14 protein-coding genes are annotated in these 17,519 nt (G+C 29.1%); 12 read left to right on the plus strand and 2 right to left on the minus strand.

The annotated features are described in order from the left end of the window. Positions 1–145: 145 nt before the first annotated feature. The 11 genes from Q0J69_RS05465 (at position 146) to Q0J69_RS05515 (ending at position 12,993) form a co-directional block, all read left to right on the plus strand. Positions 146–925: an SDR family NAD(P)-dependent oxidoreductase gene (locus Q0J69_RS05465; RefSeq protein WP_297204960.1), complete on the plus strand. Its 780-nt coding sequence runs from the start codon at positions 146–148 to the stop codon at positions 923–925. Between the two features lie 34 nt (positions 926–959). Continuing rightward, entirely contained in the window at positions 960–2,912 is a 1,953-nt protein-coding gene (locus Q0J69_RS05470; protein WP_297204961.1) for a hypothetical protein, read from the plus strand. Positions 2,913–2,937: 25 nt separating this feature from the next. Then, complete coding sequence (locus tag Q0J69_RS05475) at positions 2,938–3,870, plus strand: lysophospholipid acyltransferase family protein (protein ID WP_297204962.1); 933 nt, start codon at positions 2,938–2,940, stop codon at positions 3,868–3,870. Between the two features lie 206 nt (positions 3,871–4,076). Beyond that, the gene (locus Q0J69_RS05480) at positions 4,077–5,588 is read left to right on the plus strand and encodes a Do family serine endopeptidase (protein ID WP_297204963.1); all 1,512 of its coding nucleotides are present in this window, start codon (positions 4,077–4,079) and stop codon (positions 5,586–5,588) included. Between the two features lie 449 nt (positions 5,589–6,037). After that, positions 6,038–6,628, plus strand: coding sequence for a hypothetical protein (locus Q0J69_RS05485; protein ID WP_297204964.1), 591 nt, complete (start codon positions 6,038–6,040; stop codon positions 6,626–6,628). Further along, positions 6,625–7,065 carry a hypothetical protein gene (locus Q0J69_RS05490; protein WP_297204965.1) on the plus strand — a complete coding sequence of 147 codons (441 nt, stop codon included), beginning with the start codon at positions 6,625–6,627 and terminating at the stop codon, positions 7,063–7,065. Before Q0J69_RS05485 ends, Q0J69_RS05490 begins: the two co-directional genes overlap by 4 nt. Positions 7,066–7,313: 248 nt before the next feature. After that, positions 7,314–9,917 carry an alanine--tRNA ligase gene (alaS, locus tag Q0J69_RS05495; protein ID WP_297204966.1) on the plus strand — a complete coding sequence of 868 codons (2,604 nt, stop codon included), beginning with the start codon at positions 7,314–7,316 and terminating at the stop codon, positions 9,915–9,917. Positions 9,918–9,924: 7 nt separating this feature from the next. Next, entirely contained in the window at positions 9,925–10,569 is a 645-nt protein-coding gene (locus Q0J69_RS05500; protein WP_297204967.1) for a HEAT repeat domain-containing protein, read from the plus strand. Positions 10,570–10,582: 13 nt separating this feature from the next. After that, complete coding sequence (locus tag Q0J69_RS05505; RefSeq protein WP_297204968.1) at positions 10,583–11,359, plus strand: hypothetical protein; 777 nt, start codon at positions 10,583–10,585, stop codon at positions 11,357–11,359. Then, positions 11,359–11,649 (plus strand): hypothetical protein, encoded by a 291-nt coding sequence (locus Q0J69_RS05510; protein WP_297204969.1) that lies wholly within the window; start codon positions 11,359–11,361, stop codon positions 11,647–11,649. Before Q0J69_RS05505 ends, Q0J69_RS05510 begins: the two co-directional genes overlap by 1 nt. A 78-nt stretch (positions 11,650–11,727) precedes the next feature. After that, entirely contained in the window at positions 11,728–12,993 is a 1,266-nt protein-coding gene (locus Q0J69_RS05515) for a pitrilysin family protein (protein WP_297204970.1), read from the plus strand. A 3-nt stretch (positions 12,994–12,996) separates the two neighbouring features. Here Q0J69_RS05515 and Q0J69_RS05520 read toward each other — a convergent pair whose 3' ends face one another. Beyond that, the gene (locus Q0J69_RS05520; protein ID WP_366030302.1) at positions 12,997–14,292 is read right to left on the minus strand and encodes a replication-associated recombination protein A; all 1,296 of its coding nucleotides are present in this window, start codon (positions 14,290–14,292) and stop codon (positions 12,997–12,999) included. Further along, a complete protein-coding gene (locus Q0J69_RS05525; RefSeq protein ID WP_297204972.1) occupies positions 14,285–15,283 on the minus strand; it encodes a hypothetical protein in 999 nt (332 codons plus the stop codon). The genes Q0J69_RS05520 and Q0J69_RS05525 overlap by 8 nt, the downstream gene beginning before the upstream one ends. Positions 15,284–15,578: 295 nt before the next feature. On the opposite strand from Q0J69_RS05525, the gene Q0J69_RS05530 reads away from it, so the two are divergent. Continuing rightward, positions 15,579–17,429 (plus strand): methyl-accepting chemotaxis protein, encoded by a 1,851-nt coding sequence (locus tag Q0J69_RS05530; protein WP_297204973.1) that lies wholly within the window; start codon positions 15,579–15,581, stop codon positions 17,427–17,429. The last annotated feature ends 90 nt before the right edge of the window (positions 17,430–17,519 follow it).

Genomic DNA, 17,519 nt, shown 5'->3' on the forward strand with positions numbered 1-17,519 from the left:
ATAAAAATACAAGGGATATATTTATAAAAATATATCCCTTTTTGTTTAATAAAAAATATTTTTTATATGCTATTGCAATATAGCATTCAAAATATATAATACTGCAAATAATTATTAAATTTATAGTAAAAATTGGGAGTCATAAATGTATACAGAAAATATAAGCGGAAGATTAGCGTTTGTATCAGGTGCTAGTGCGGGTATTGGAAAGGCTGTTGCTAAAATGCTTGCTTCTAATGGTGTTAATCTAATTTTAACTGCTAGAAGAATAGAAAAACTTAATGAATTAAAATCATCATTTGAAAAAAATTATAATATAAAAGTAAAAGTAATAAAGATTGACTATTCAAAAACAGATGAAATAATTAATGCTGTGAACAATCTTGAAGATGAGTGGAAAAATATTGACATACTTATAAATAATGCTGGATTAGCTTTAGGAAAAGATGTATATTCTAATAATAGTATGGAAGATGTTTTACAGATGATAAGAGTTAATTGCGAAGGCTTTGCAGTATTAACTAGAATGCTTCTTCCTTTCATAATAAAAAGCAAACATGGACATATAGTAAATTTATCATCTACTGCTGCCGATGAAGGTTACAGCGGAGGAGCTATATATTGTGCTACAAAGTCATTTGTCGAGATGTTTGGAGATAGTATAAGAGTTGAATTAATAGATAAACCTGTAAAAGTAACAAATATTAAGCCTGGTGCCGTTAATACAGAATTTTCTACTGTAAGATTTAAGGGTGATAAAGAAAAAGCAGATAATGTGTATAAAGGATTTAATCCTTTATATGCTGAAGATATAGCCGATAATATAGAGTATGTATTAACTCGCAAAAGTCATGTTCAAATATCAAGCATGACTATTATGGCAGAAAACCAAGGTACTGCTACTATAATACATAGAGAAAAATAAAATATAATTTATTAATAAAGGGAGCTATTTTTCTATGGGTGATATAGACAATACTAGAGATAGATTAAAATTAGATAATCTTGAACAAAATACAAGAAAAGACTTGTTTAATAAATTTGTCGATGCAGGCGGTGAGGTAATAGCAGATAAAAAGAAAGTAAATACAGGGGTAGTAGGAGGCTCAAGAAGAAGAAGCAGTACTTCATCAGATTCAAGAGGAAAATCGGATTCATCTTCTAATAATAGATCTTTGCCTTCTGATAATAAAGCAAAAACAAAAACATCTGCTTCTAATAATACTATTACTCTTAAAAAAGATAACGGCGTATTTTATAATATGAAATTATGGTTCAATGCTCTTAGTGCAGGTGTTATTACATTTGTAGGAGGAAATGTTAATCCTAAATTTCTAAACTTTATAGATAAAAATGTAATAGCTGCTTTACTTGAAATGGATACCCTAATTTTTAATGCTTTAAATCCTGTTGAATCTTCAAATATAGATTCTAAGATTAAGCATGATAAAATAGTATCTCAGTTTGCCAAAGATTTGGAAGATTTAGAGCTTTTGGAGAGAATAAAAGATCAATATGATGAAAAACTTTATAAAGATTTTTTAAGACCATATAAAGAACTAAATACTAATGTTATGGCTGAAAGTTATGTAAAAGAAATAAAAGCTATGTTCAGACCATTATATGTACTTCATACTTATTCTTCAAGAATGAAGATAGCTGGGGAAAAGGCAATGTTTGCTTATGCTATGGTTGATAATATCAGCAAAGGAATAGTAAATTCAAGAATATCAGCATTCAAAAGAGCTGTTGAGCTTATATATTCAAAATATTATCCTAAGTTATTTGCTTTATTACAATATGCGTCTAAAGAAAAACTTGAAACTATAAATGATTTTAACCGATTTTTTAATATTACTGAAGCTGATATATTAGGATATCACACAAAATTGAAAAAAGATAAAGAAAAACTTCAGGAAATAAAAATAGAAGAAGCAAAAGAAAACATAGGAAAAAATAAAGAAGGTTCAGAAGAAGATAAATTAAGCAAAGTTGAATCTATAGGTGTTAAACTTATCAATAAATGCGTATCTTTCAAGAAAGAAGACAATGGAATAGAATATGAAGCAGACCCTTTCTTTGTTGTTTCTACTAAAGATAAAATTTACAGAATAAAAGTATTAATAGATTTCTTGGACAGAGAATATTCTGCTGTATTTGTATCTAATAAGGTTAGATATAATTTAGTGTATGATAATCAGGTTAGAACAGATTATAAAAATGATTTTAATAATATATTCTTGTCATTATCAGATACTAATTCTAGATTAAATGAATACAGTGAACTTTGCAAAACAATAGAAAAAGTAGAAGCTGATAAAACTATGCGTTTTGAGCAAAGAGTATCAATGCTTTCAGATAAAAATGGTCAGCGTTCATATTTAGCTAAAAATCTAAGAAATACTTTTGTTTCTATAATAACACCGTTCAAGAAAAAATTAGATAAACTTTTATTAGATAAAGAGGAAAGAGAAAGAATAATAGAAAATCCTAATGATATATTAACTTTCTCTGCTGATATAGGTAAAAGCAAAAAAAGAATACAAGGCTATAATGTTATGAAAGCATTAACTGAAGCCTATTACTTTATATCTGGTTTTAATTACTTAATCACTCAGGGAGAATTATCTGGAGCTGGGATATTAATTGAGGGAGCTGATGAAGAAGAGCCTATAATTGGATCTATAACAGATGAGCCTATAAAAGATGATTCTGTAAAAGAAGAAAATTCTGCAAATACAGAAACTATTAAAGAAGAAAAAGAAGCAGAAGAAAATGACAATAGTAATAATGAAGAAGAAATTAAAACAGAAGATAATGATGATAATAAAGACACAGAAAATAATAATGAAGAACAGATAAAAGATGAACCAGGGGATGGATTTGATGAAAGTGAAGAAGATAAAAAATAATTTCGTGCTGATGTGAGGTTTTATTTTGGCTTATAAATCACCAAAAGTTATTATGCTTGAATATGTTCCATTACGCATACTAATGGAAATAATATCATTTATGCCTTATATAATTGTTGTATTATTTGCTAAATTAATGGGCATATTAATGTATATTTTTGCTTTTAAAAGCAGAAAGGTAGCTTTAATAAATTTGAAGCAGGCATTTCCTGAAAAAAGTTTTCATGAAAGAAAAAGAATTGCAAAGCGTTCTATGGAATCAATGCTTATGACTTTTGCCGAATTTATAAAAGCATCAAGAATGTCTAATGAGCAGATTTTAAAACGTATAAAGATAGAAGGTCAGGATATTTTTGATAAAGCTATGCATGAAAAGAATAGAGGAATCATAGCTATTACAGGTCATATTGGAAATTGGGAATATATAGCATTTTATTTTGCAATACATGGATATGATCCAAGTGTTATAGTAAGACCTCTTGATAATCCTAAATTAGATGCCTATATGAAATCATGGAGAGAAAAAAGAGGCATGACATGCATATCAAGATGGGGAGATTTAAGAGATATATTTCATGCCTTAAACAAAAATACTCCTGTAGCTTTTTTATCTGATCAAAATTATACACAAGGAATATTTGTAGACTTCTTTGGATATCCATGTGCAACAGCTGTTGGACCTGTTGCAATAGCCATGAAAACAAAACTTCCTATGGCTATACTTTATGATTTGCCAGACAGATACGGACATCATAAAATTATAGTTTATGATATTATGTATATAGAAGAAAAAGAAACAAAAGAAGAAACATTAAGACATAATGTGCAAAGATACACAAAAAAGCTGGAAGAAATTATTGCTAAGCATCCTGAAAATTGGCTTTGGGTTCATACTAGGTGGAATACAAGACCAAAAGGCGAACCTGAAATATTTTATGATAATAATAATTATAAATAATATTTTTACCTTGTTTTTTTGATTTAGGTTTATATTATATACTAAAACTGATATGATTGTCATTATTTTGTTTCTTAGGGGATTACATTTCATATAATTTTTTTATAAATATTAATTTTAACTGTTATAAATTTGACAATTCATATAATTTTTAGTAATTTAAAAAAGGTTAATATATATTATATATTTATGGAGGTTATGCATATATGGAGCAAAAAAAACGTTCTTTTATGTTCTTTTTAAATCTTGGACTTACTTTTACTTTAGTTGGAATCATAATTTCATTCTTTATTTTTTCTTATGAAAAAAATTATAAGAAAGATGAATTCTTGGTTCATGCACAGGCAGCACCTGAAAAAACAGCTTTTTCTGGTTCATTAGATGGAGCTTTAGAAGTTGAAAGTGCTATAAGAGATGTAGTTGATAGAAATATGCCTGCTGTTGTTAATATATCCACAGAAATTGAAGCAGGTCAGACTGAACAAGACAGATATGCTGATGATTTCTTTAGATTCTTCTTTGGAGATCAGGTACCTAGACAAAGAAGAAGCCAAAAATCTTTAGGAAGCGGTTTTATAATTAATGAAGATGGTTATGTGCTTTCTAATTATCATGTAGTTAAAGGTGCTACTAAAATAATGATAACTCTTTATGGAGAGGACGGAGAGCTTCCTGCACAGTTAATAGGGTATGATGAAGCTTATGATTTAGCTTTATTAAAAATAGAAGCTGATAACAGAACTTTCCCTTATGTTGCTTTAGGCGACAGCGACGCTATAGAGCCAGGTGAGTTTGCCATTGCTATTGGAAACCCTTATGGTCTTAATAATACTGTAACATTCGGTATTGTAAGTGCTAAAGGAAGAAGCGATGTAGGAGCTAACAAATACCAAAGATATATACAGACTGATGTTGCTATAAACCCTGGTAATTCAGGAGGACCTTTATTTAATATTCATGGTCAGGTTATAGGAATTAATACTTTAATATACTCTACTTCAGGCGGAAGTATTGGTATAGGTTTCGCTACCCCTATTAATCTTGCCACTTCTGTTATGACAGATTTAAAAGAAAACGGAAAAGTAACTAGAGGATATTTAGGTATATACCTTCAGGATATTGATGAAAATCTATCAAGAGGACTTAATGTTAAGCAAAACAGCGGTGTTTATGTAAGCGAAGTTATACCTGATTCTCCTGCTTCTAAAGGCGGTTTGGAAGACGGTGATATAATTATAGAATTTGACGGCGAAAAAATGACTAGATCAGGTGATTTATTCAATAAAGTAGCAACTACAAAAGTAGGAAAAGAGGTTACTGTTAAATATTTAAGAAACGGCAGAGAAAGATCAACTAAAGTAACTATTGAAGCTAGAGTTGATGATGAAGCAGTTGTTCCTAACAGAACTTTGCAAAATAACGGACAAGGCAATGCACGTTCTTGGATGGGATTAGATGTTTCTGATATAACTCCTGAAATATCTCAAAGACTTCAAATTAGAAGCAATGAAAGAGGTGTTGTTGTACTTAATATGACTCAAAACTCTAAAGCATATCAGTCTGGACTTAGACCAGGTGATGTTATTAAAGCTATAAATGGAATAACAATATCTAATACTAATGATTATAATGAGTTTGTTAAATCTTACGGCAATGATAAGTCTTTCACTATAACAATTAAACGTGCTAGAATGACTTATGTAATAATAATAGAATAGTTATTAAATTAATATAATAAAAAAGGGATTTGCTAATTTTATAATAAGTAAATCCCTTTTCTTATGTTTTTACTTTTATTAGTAAATGTTTAATAATTATATATATATGAATTATTAGGCGTTCATATGTAATTTAAATTTTTTAAAATTATTTAAGTATGATTTTTTATTAATAGAGTTAATATTTAAATAAAAAATAGAAATAAATTTTTAATTATGAAATATAACTAAATAGTACTTCAATGTGTATTTAAGAAATCTATTTTATATGCAAAAGAAAATGAAAAATATTAATATCTGCTGCTCGTTGACAAATATATATTATTTATTTATAATTACAAAGTAAATTTGTTATAATTAAGTTTTTAGAATCGCAGTAAATGATATATTTATAAATGCAAAGTTTATTGTTATGAAAAATATATAGGCTATAATATCGGAGTTCTTATATGAATAAACCTGTGCTTTTTTTAATTTTTAATAGAGAGGAATTAACTAATAGAGTTTTTGAAGCTATAAGAGAAGCAAAACCTCCTCGCTTATACGTAGTAGCCGATGGTCCTAGAAATAATGTAGAAAATGAATATGAAAAGTGTATGGCTACTAGGAAAATTATTGAAAAAGTTGATTGGGATTGTGAAGTAAAAACTTTATTTAGAGATGTTAATATAGGCTGCCGCAGATCTATATCAGAAGGTATTAATTGGTTTTTTGAAAATGAAGAAGATGGAATAATACTTGAAGATGATTGTCTGCCTAGTCAGTCTTTTTTTTATTTTTGCGAAGAACTTTTAGATTATTATAAAGATAATGAAAGAATTATGAGTATAGGAGGATTTCATTATGGAGAGCCTTGTTCAGAATATACTTATTATTTTTCATCTATAATGCAGTGCTGGGGCTGGGCTACTTGGAGAAGAGCTTGGAAACATTATGATACAAATTTAGATAAATATAGTTATGAAGATATATGCAAAAAAATAGATAATATTTATAAAGATGCATATATGAGAATGTACTGGAAAGATAAGTTTATATGATGAAACATCCTGAAGTACAAAAAGAGAGAAAAATTGACAGTTGGTCATATACTTGGACTATTTCAATAATTCAAGATGACGGTATATGTATAGATCCTAATATTAATTTAGTAAGTAATATAGGTTGGGGAATAGATAGTGTTCATTGCAAATATAAAGATCATTATTTAGGTAATACTGAAACCTATAATATAGATACAATAAATCATCCAAAAGTGATAGAAACTAATACAGATATAGATGAATATGTATGTTATTATAGATTTAGTTTAAAAAATGCTGATGAGTATATAACATATTTAGAGGATATAAAGAATAATTTTGATAAATCTTCTAAAAAAATAAAAGAAATAATAAATAAAATATGTTGGTATATTCCTATTAGAAAATTAAGAGATAAATTTAGGGATAATTTATATAAAAAGATTGGATTATGAAATTCATATTTTGTAATATAAAAAAAATTATATATTAGTTTAAAGAAATCATTATGAAACGAGTATTAATTGTATATAAAGAGCTTTGCAATGTATTTTGTGAAGCTCTTTTTAATTAGTAATCAAAAAATTATGTTAACTATTTTTAGCTTTTTACTTGCATTCATAATTAATTTAGTATATTATTAATAGGAAATTAATATATAAAAACATTATTATAGTGTTCATATAATGGGGAGAATTAAAATATGACACATTTAGAATTAAGAGAAAAATTTAAAGAGTTTTTTAAAAGTAAAAATCATGCTATAGAAAAATCATCTTCATTAATACCAATAGATGACCCTAGTCTTTTATTTACAACTGCAGGAATGCTTCAATTTAAGCCGTACTATGCTGGGATAAAAAAAGCTCCTTATTCAAGGGTTGCTACTATACAAAAATGCTTCAGACTTTCTGATTTAGAAAATATAGGAAAAACTGCAAGACATCATACATTTTTTGAGATGTTTGGTAATTTCTGCTTTATGGGAGATTATTTCAAAAAAGAGGCTATTGAATTTGCTTGGGAATTTTCTACTCAGGTTATAAAACTTCCTATAGAAAAAATATATGTTTCAATTTATGAAAAGGATGATGATGCTTTTAAGATTTGGAATGAGCATATAGGAGTTCCTAAAGAAAAAATAGTAAGACTTGGCAAAAAAGATAATTTCTGGGGACCTGCTGGGGATTCTGGAGCTTGCGGACCTTGCAGTGAGCTTTACATTGATATGGGTGAAGAGAAAGGATGCGGAAAACCTGATTGTTTTGTTGGATGCGATTGTGAGAGATATTTGGAGTTTTGGAATTTGGTATTTAACGAGTTTTTCCAAGATGTTGATGGAAACTTATCGCCTCTTCCAAATGTAGGTATAGATACTGGAATGGGACTTGAAAGACTTTGCTATATAACGCAGGGAGTAGAAAGCAATTATCAAACTGATGTAATGAAGCCTATAGTTGATGCTATAGTAAAAAAATTAAATGTTAAATATGATGATAAAAATAAAACTAAAATTAATTTAATAGCTGATCATTTAAGAGCATTGGTTTTTGTAATAGCTGAAGGATGCACTCCGTCCAATGAAGGCAGAGGATATGTATTAAGAAGACTTTTAAGAAGAGCTTTAAAAACGGCTAATGATTTTGGTTATAAGTCTGATTTTTTGAATGAGCTTACTGGTTCTGTTGTCGGAGTATACGGAACTATATATGATAATCTTCCTAAAGAAGAAGAAAATGTGAAAAGAATATTAAAAGAAGAAGAAAATAAATTTATAAATACAATATCTGCTGGAATGAATAAACTTTATGCTGTAATGGAAGAAAATAAAGAGAGTAAAATAATAAAAGGCTCTGATGCATTTATGCTTTTTGACACCTATGGACTTCCTCTTGATATAACAGAAGAAGAGGCTTCAGATCATGGTTTTACTGTAGATAAAGCTGGCTTTGAAGAGGCTATGGAAGAGCAGAAAAAAAGAAGCAGAGGTGCAGACAGCGATAAAAAATCTAAATTTGGATATGTAGAAAAAATCGAAACCAAATATGTAGGCGAAGATTATCAGGCTATGATTAAAGGTATCAATGCCAAAATAGAAGCAATATATGAAGAAGGAAATAAGAAGGACAGTACTTCAAGTTCTAAAGCTGTTATAATTACAGATGTATCTCCTTTCTACGGAGAAATGGGAGGACAGGTTGGAGATAACGGATATATAGAAAACTCTAAAGGAGAAATATCAAAAGTTGTAGATACACAGAAAAAAGAAAACACTGTTATAATGATAGTTGATTGCGATAATCATACTTTGAAAGTAGGAGAAGAAGTAAAGCTGTTCGTTAATATAGACAGAAGAAACTCTATAAGAAAGAATCATACAGCAACACATATATTACAGAAAGTTCTTGAACTTACTCTTGGAAGCCATGTAAATCAGGCTGGAAGTTTTGTATGCGAGGATTATCTAAGATTCGACTTTACTCATCCAGACTCCATATCAGAAGATACATTAATGATCATAGAAAATCAGGTTAATGATGTAGTATTTAAATCAATGCCTGCTGTTATAAAATACATGCCTAAAGAGGAAGCTATTTCATGCGGTGCTAAGGCATTATTCGGAGAAAAATATCCTGATACTGTAAGAATACTCAATATTGGAGATGGTTTTTCAGTTGAGCTTTGCGGAGGAAGTCATTTGACAAATACATCCGAAGTTGGTTATTTCCATATAGTCAGCGAGGGTTCTGTGGCAAGCGGAGTAAGACGTATAGAAGCTATAACTGGGCTTAAGGCAGCAAGAGAAGCTACAAAATTATTTAATAAAGTAAAAGGATTAACTCATATACTTGGTGCTACTAAAGTAGATGAACTCAGCATAAGAGCTGAAAACTTACAAAATGAAGTAAAAAAACTTCAAAAAGAAAATAAGCAGTTAAAAACTTCAGGAGCTTCTGCTGTTTCATTTATGGAGAATTTTGAAGATTTAAATGGAATTAGATTCTATAACTTGGAGTTTAATGAAGATATAAAAGGTGTAAGACTTTATGCTGATACTATAAAAGAAAGGGTAAAAGATGGTATTAGTATAATGATAAGCAAAACTGATTCATCTAACTCTATACTTGTACAGGTTACTGGAAAAGCTTTAAAAGAAAAAAATATATCAGCAAATAATATAATAAAAGATATTATTGCTGCTGCAGGCGGACGCGGAGGCGGAAAAGATACATTTGCACAAGGTTCTATAGAGAATGTACAAAAAGCTAAAGATGAGATTAACAAAATAAAAAGTAAATGGTTATAAAATATAGATGATTATAAATAAGAATTTAAGTATTTTAATTTTCATAATAGCTTCTATGCTGTTATTATCATGTTCTGAAAAGGATGTTACTTTAAGAAGGCTTGATGATGTTCATAAGGCGGAGAAAAAACTTGCTAAAAACCCAAATGATGAAGAGGTTATATTAGAAGTTATTAATGCTGCACAAAATGGCGGGAGAGAGGTGCGTGCTGAGGCTGTATGGCTTTTAGGAAATATAGAGGCTGATATTGCTTATAGTGATTTTCTGCGTGCAAGTGTTGAAGACCCTGATTTTAATGTAAGATGCTTAGCTGTGCTTGGGCTTGGAAAATTAGATGCTAAAAATGCTGAGGCTATAGATAGGATAAAGAGAGCGATTTCTGATACAGATTTGCAGGTACAAATAGAGGGATTAAAAGTTGCAGGACGTTTGCAGGCTAATGAGCTTTTAAACCCAATACTTGAAAGTTTATCAAGTAAAAATAAATGGGTTAGAATGGCTGCTATTGAAGCTTTGAAAGATTATGATGATGCCAGAGTTGACAGATCTCTTAATTTGCTGTCTTCTACTGATCAGGATATAGCTGTTAGAGCTCTAATAAAACAGGTTATAAGCTATAGAGAAGAAAATAATAATAACGCAGAGGAATAGGAAATAATAAGAAATGAAGATAAAAATTTATATATTAGCTATAACAGCATTATTTATATTTGTTTCATGTGCCAGCAAATATTCTTATGTGAGAGTTGATGAGATTATAAATAAACAAAGAACAATTGCAGTTGCATCTTTTACATTTCCAAAAAGCATGACAAATCAGTATTATGACAGACTTAAATATTTAAACACAGAAATTTATACAGATTTTGTATTAAACAGTTTCATAAGCAATTTTAATTCTCAAAATGAAATGGTTAAACTTGTAACCTTAAAAGAGGCTATAGGAGATGATGAATTTGCATCTCTTCCTAGTGATTATTATTATGTATTAGGGTCTGATTATGTGGCGGCTACTGGAACGCTTGCAGTTGACGGCGATGTTTTTTCACTTTTAAAAGAAAAAAATATTGACGGTCTAATGTATGCTCATGCTTCTATGTCTTTTTGGTCCCAGAAGGTTAATATAGATTTTGAGATTTATGATAATGAGGGTAACTATTTATGGATAGATTACTTGGATGGAGATTCATATCATATTATAGGCGACACAGGAGCTCCTACAAGGCAGACGGCTTATGAAATAGTTATTGCAGATGTAATGAAATATCAGCAAAGACATGCCGAAGAGCTATATATCATTATAGATCAAGCTATATCGAATGGTGTAAGCAAACTCAAAGGCAAAACACCGTATGCATTTAACACCAATGATATTTTATTTACACAAAAAACATTTAGTTTAACCAATGAAGATTATGCAAAAAAGGCAGGTATAAATTAATGGCACAAAAACAAAAAGTTGAATTAAACTTCAGCGATGTAGATGATTTTCATTTTAAAGCTCCTTTAAAAGGATATATAACTAAAATAGCTGACGATCACTTTGTTATTAATAATGATGACTTGGCTATAAAGGGAAACGGAAAAACTCCTAAAGAGGCGGCAGAAATGCTAAAGGAACAATTTATAGTACTTGCTAATGATGTTATGTACAAATCAAAATATGCTCCTTTAAGTGAAAGAGAAAGAAAGAAGGTTAATATTATAAAGTCTATATGCGATATTTTATAATATTAACTTTATTTTTATAATTAATATTGCCGAAAATTCTAAAATTAATATATAATAATTTTTTATGGTATAAAAAATATGGTAAAAAGACTTACACTTAAAAACGGTATCAGGGTTGTTCTTGAGAGAATGCCTATGCTTGACACCGTATCAATAGGATTCGTATTCCTAACAGGCAGTGCTAATGAATCTAAAGATGAAAATGGATATACTCATTTTATAGAGCATATGCTATTTAAAGGAACTCATGATCTTACAGCTAAAGATATAATAAGACATATAGAAGGCGTAGGCGGAATATTTAATGCTTTTACCTCAAGACATTTAACAACATTCTATATAAATATAATATCTAAATATTTTAACAGAGCCATAGATACATTGGAAAATGTTATAATGAACTCAGCATTTAGAGAAGATGATATAGAAAAAGAAAAAAAAGTAATTATAGAAGAATTAAAAATGTCAAATGATACTCCTGAGGAAATAACAGCAAATCAATTTTTTGCAAATGCCTATAAAGGAACATCTATGAGTTTTCCTATAGGAGGAAATATAAGCAATATAAAAAAAATAAGCAGAGATAAAGTATACAGTTATTTTAAAGAACATTTTAATTCAAATAATTTGATAATATCAGTAGCTGGAAATTTTGATGTAGAATATGCTGTAAAAAGATTATCAAAAATACAGTTAGAAAAAAAATCTAAAACGCTTAATGAAAGTCTGCCTTTTTACTATAAAACAATAACTAAAGAAAAAAAAGAGCTTCATCAGGTTTATTTTTCATTGGTAAAGCCTTCATACAATGCATGCGATAGCAAAAAAAGATATGCCATGAACATAGTTAATGATATATTTGGAGGAAGTGCTTATTCAAGACTGTTTCAGGCTATAAGGGAAAATAAAGGTCTATGCTACAGTATATACAGCTATAATTCAAGCTTCATAAATGGCGGTACTTTTGAGATACATGGCTCTACCAGCTTAGACAGATACAAAGAAACTATAGAAAGCATTTATTATGAGGTAGAAAAACTTCTTAGTGAAAGAATATCAGAAGAAGAACTTGAAGAGGCTAAAGAAAGCTATAAAAGTTCTATGGCATTTAGCAAATTTAATGCAGAATCTATAATGAATAAAAATGCCAGAAATGAATTGTACGCTTCTAAATATATTTCATTTAAAGATATTTATAAATATATAGACAGTGTAAATCTAAAATTGGTTAATGAAGTTATAGATGAAAAATTATCAGATAAAAAATTCTTTTTAACATCAGTAGGCGAATCAGGAACTAAAGATATAAGCAATAAATTAACTAAAAAATTAAAGCTTAATTAATTTTCATATATGCTTTTCAATCCATTCATATCGTTTTTTAAGCTCACGCTCCTCGCCTATATCAACAGGATCATAATAATTTTTCTTTATGCCTTTTTCTAAATAATCCTGCTTTACTATATGATAAGGAAAATCATGAGGATATTTATATTCTTCATCGCTTTTTTTATCGAATGATGCCGAATGATTATCCTTTAAATAATTTGGAATAGAATATAACTCACCATTTCTTATATCTCTCATAGCCTTATTAATAGCATTATAAGCAGAGTTTGATTTTGGGCATAATGCCAAATATATTGTAACTTCTGCCAGAGGTATTCTTCCTTCAGGCATTCCTATAAAATCAATAATGCTCACAAGAGAAGCAGCAATATTCATAGCATTAGGTTCAGCCAAACCTATATCTTCCGAAGCTAATATGCATAAACGTCTTGCTATATATCTAGGGTCTTCTCCTGATTCAAGCATTCTAGCCAAATAATAAACGGCAGCATTAACATCGCTTCCCCTTACACTTTTTATAAAAGCACTTATCGTATTATAATGCTCATCCTCATCAAATGTTAATGACTGCTTGCTTGTAACATCTTTTACTATCTCTTCAGTAATAGTAAGTCTTTCTTTGGTTTCATCTATCTGAGTTGCTAAATATGAAGCCTCAAGATATGTAAAAGCCTTTCTAACATCCCCATGAGAATAGCGTACTATTAAATTTACAGCTTCCTCTTCAATATCAACATCCGACTCCCCTAACCCTCTTTTATCTTTAACAGCTTTTTCTATGGCTTCTCTAATATCATTATCATCCAAATTTTTAAACTCGAAAAGCATTATACGTGAAAGCAGAGCATTATTAAGATAAAAATACGGGTTTTGAGTTGTGCTTCCTATAAGTATTACAGAACCATTTTCAACAGCTGGAAGAAGAGCATCCTGCTGACTCTTATTAAATCTGTGTATCTCATCTATAAAAAGAATGGTCTTTTTTCTATTTTCTAAATTCTTTTCTGCCTTTTTAATAGCCTCTCTTATTTCAGATACATTTGAAAGCACAGCATTAAGTTTTATATATTCGCTTTTAGTTTTTTTTGCTATTATTGAAGCTACAGTTGATTTCCCTACACCTGGAGGACCGAAGAAAACCATAGATGTAATTTTATCTTTATCTATCATTTTCCTTAAAGTTTTATCAGGAGCTAATATATGTTTCTGACCGAAAACTTCTTCTATTGAAAGAGGACGCATTCTCTCAGCCATAGGCTTAAAAGAATTATCGCTTTCTTCAAAATCAAACATTGAGTTTTTCAATATGTTCCTCTACAAGCGGTATATAATTCATTATATTTTCTATTCTTTCTTTTATTTCATATTCAAGTAAATCTGCTATTGATATATAATCTTCATTAGCAAATGCTTCTAAAACATTATTCATCATATCATTAAAATCACTTATAGCATCAGAAAGAGTAACAGAATTCAAAGAAATCTGAGAATAATCTATTGAATAGATAGCAGCTGCTGTTGAAAGTATGCTGAATGAAAAACTTACTATACGTGAAAATTTTTCTGCATATATAAAGGCATCCTTATCATTTCCAGACTGAAGTTTATTAACAATAGATTCTAATATATCCAATATCAAAGGAAGAAATTTAGGAAGACTTCCAATTTTATATAATGCATTGCTGCTTGTAATATTGCTTGCAAATAAAGCTATAGTATTTATTTTAGCCTCTTCTATAACAAGCTCCATAGCAGGAATCATTTTTTCTTTCAAAAACGGCTTGAACTCCTCATTAAAGAACTCTATGTTTTTTTCTAAATTATCAGATAAAGAATTAAATCTTTCCAATTTCACTTCAAGCATTTTTATTAAATGTATAATTCCGTAAGACTCCAAACTCATATTAAATAAGAATATGGCTCTAGGCACTGAATCAAGTATCCAAGATATTCCGTCTTTTAATGCTTCAATATCTTTCTGAGTTAAAGACTCGCCCGCTGTATTGCATACATTTTCAATATATTCCATTATTGACATAATAGAATAAAGAGAATACTCAGCATGACTTAATGCTTCAACTTCTATTTTTTCTATTCCATCTATAGGTATTGTTTCATATTCTTCATCTATATATGGCTGAAGCTCCCTTTCATCTATAATAACCTTGTTAATAAGAAAATCATTAGAATTACACCATTCTTCTATTGGCTTTAATATTTCATAAGCATTTTCTTCATTTTCTAACATTACTGATAATTCTTTGCCGTTTATAAATATTTTCATCTTGGTACCATAAAATTAAATTTTTTTATCATAATAAATTTCGGATTTTTTAAACTTATCAATAATTATTTTTAAATTTATATAAGAAATTAAAGAATATAAAAATAAAAATTAACTTTACTAAACTTAATATACATTACATTTTTTTATACAAAAACATATAACCTGCTATAGTTTTTTTACAAATATTAGTCAAAATTCAGACAATATAAAAAAGTTATTGAAAATATAAAAATAATTATTAGATTATAGTTCGATAAATATGAAAATATTGAATATGGGAGCGGATTGACTTATGAAACATTTTAACAGCTTAGCAGTGAAGGTACCAGTTATTCTATGCATTGTTACAACTATATTAATAACAATACTTCTAATAATTTCTCTTACCATAGCTGGAAACGGAATATCAAAAAGCAGATTTGAAGGATTTGAAACAACAGTAAGAGGATACTCATCCGTATTTGATGCTTGGTTTAGAACGCAGTCTTATATACTTGAAACTTATGCTTCTATACCTATAGTAGGAGAATATCTAGTAAATCAAGACCCAACTAGAACAGCAAGAGTAAATACAACATTAAAAACCTTCAGAGAAAAAAATGCATGTGCCATACATGTAGGAATGGTTGATAAAAATGGAATTATAATTACAGACAGTGATTATCCTCAGGCTATAGGTACAAAATTTAATGAAAGCAATCCATATATATGGAGCAAGCTTAAAAACAAAGAATATGGTTATGGAAGTGTGAGCTACGGAGATGGTCTTAGTACTTCATCTGTTAATGGGGAATTATCATTTATGTTTGCTACACCAGTAAAATACGGCAATAAAGAATTTGGGTATTTATATACTGTTTTTAATTGGAGAGAATTTTATAAAAACTATATAGAAGGCATACAGTTAGGAAAAACAGGAGGATTGGATGTAATTGCTCCTAATTTGAAAGTACTTATGAACACAGATTATAATAAAGTTAATAGCGATGCTCCTCTAGCATACAAAGAAGCATTTGATAAAAATTTATCTAAAGGTGTTGTTGCTTATATGGCTAACAATCATAAAATGATGGGGTCTTATACTAAAATGAAATATGTTCCTTGGATTACTTCTATGACTATGACTTCAGAAGAAATATATGCTGAAAATAGAAAAGCTGTTTTAAGCGGCATAATACTAGGAATAATAACTATAATATCTATAGCAATATTCATAAATATATTTATACGCTCTATAACAAAACCTTTATCTATAGTTGTTCATGAGGCACAAAAAATAGAAAAAGGAGATTTAACTTCAAGCGAAAATAAAATAAAAAATAGAAACGATGAAATAGGAATATTATCCAATTCATTTATGAACATGAGAAATAAATTAGTAGAAACTATAAAAGAAGTTAATGATGCTTCTATATGTATTATGAATGCTTCGCAAAAATTAGCTAAAGGAAATGTAGAATTATCAAGAAGAACAGAAGCTCAGGCTGCTAGCTTACAGCAGACAGCTGCATCTATGGAGCAAATGGCTTCTACGATAAAATCATCTACAGAATATTCTATTAATGGAAATAATATGATGATAGCTTCTAAAGAATCAATAGATGATGCAGGAGATATAATCATACAGACAACAGAAAATATAGAAGAAGTTTATCAGGCAAGCACAAAAATAAAAAATATTACTAAGATTATTGAAGATATAGCTTTTCAAACAAATATACTTGCTCTTAATGCTGCCGTTGAAGCTGCACGTGCAGGAGATATGGGTAAAGGTTTTGCTGTGGTTGCAAGCGAGGTTAGAAATTTGGCTCAAACTACTCAGTCATCAGTTAAAGACATTACAGATTTGGTGGACAATGCTTATAAAAAAATTAACAAAGCAACAGAAACAGCTCATCAGTCGCAGGAGATATTTGTTGAATTAAGAGGAAAAATAGATGAAACAGCTAATATAATGAAAGGCATAAGTTCAGCAGCAGTAGAACAGCAGGCTGGAGTAGAACAGGTTAATAAAGCCGTATCAGAAATGGATGGTGCTACTCAGTTAAATAATGCTTTAGTAAATGATGCAGAAACTGCTTCAAAAGATTTAGTAGTTCAGGCTCATTCTTTACAGGAAGCTATGAGTTTCTTTAAGTTTTAATTATATTTATAAATTAAGAAAGGATATGTATAATCATATCCTTTTTTTATTTTTAAAATAAAGTTCTATTTTCTTTTATTATTTAATTTA

It is taken from the genome of uncultured Brachyspira sp., assembly GCF_944388875.1.
GTDB lineage: Bacteria > Spirochaetota > Brachyspiria > Brachyspirales > Brachyspiraceae > Brachyspira.

Excerpts from the sequence above, each read along its gene's own strand:
- Q0J69_RS05465 (WP_297204960.1), top strand. The coding sequence starts at position 146 with ATGTATACAGAAAATATAAGCGGAAGATTAGCGTTTGTATCAGGTGCT.
- Q0J69_RS05470 (WP_297204961.1), top strand. The coding sequence starts at position 960 with ATGGGTGATATAGACAATACTAGAGATAGATTAAAATTAGATAATCTT.
- Q0J69_RS05480 (WP_297204963.1), top strand. The coding sequence starts at position 4,077 with ATGGAGCAAAAAAAACGTTCTTTTATGTTCTTTTTAAATCTTGGACTT.
- Q0J69_RS05485 (WP_297204964.1), top strand. The coding sequence starts at position 6,038 with ATGAATAAACCTGTGCTTTTTTTAATTTTTAATAGAGAGGAATTAACT.
- Q0J69_RS05490 (WP_297204965.1), top strand. The coding sequence starts at position 6,625 with ATGATGAAACATCCTGAAGTACAAAAAGAGAGAAAAATTGACAGTTGG.
- alaS (WP_297204966.1), top strand. The coding sequence starts at position 7,314 with ATGACACATTTAGAATTAAGAGAAAAATTTAAAGAGTTTTTTAAAAGT.
- Q0J69_RS05500 (WP_297204967.1), top strand. The coding sequence starts at position 9,925 with ATGATTATAAATAAGAATTTAAGTATTTTAATTTTCATAATAGCTTCT.
- Q0J69_RS05505 (WP_297204968.1), top strand. The coding sequence starts at position 10,583 with ATGAAGATAAAAATTTATATATTAGCTATAACAGCATTATTTATATTT.
- Q0J69_RS05510 (WP_297204969.1), top strand. The coding sequence starts at position 11,359 with ATGGCACAAAAACAAAAAGTTGAATTAAACTTCAGCGATGTAGATGAT.
- Q0J69_RS05515 (WP_297204970.1), top strand. The coding sequence starts at position 11,728 with ATGGTAAAAAGACTTACACTTAAAAACGGTATCAGGGTTGTTCTTGAG.
- Q0J69_RS05520 (WP_366030302.1), bottom strand. The coding sequence starts at position 14,292 with ATGTTTGATTTTGAAGAAAGCGATAATTCTTTTAAGCCTATGGCTGAG.
- Q0J69_RS05525 (WP_297204972.1), bottom strand. The coding sequence starts at position 15,283 with ATGAAAATATTTATAAACGGCAAAGAATTATCAGTAATGTTAGAAAAT.
- Q0J69_RS05530 (WP_297204973.1), top strand. The coding sequence starts at position 15,579 with ATGAAACATTTTAACAGCTTAGCAGTGAAGGTACCAGTTATTCTATGC.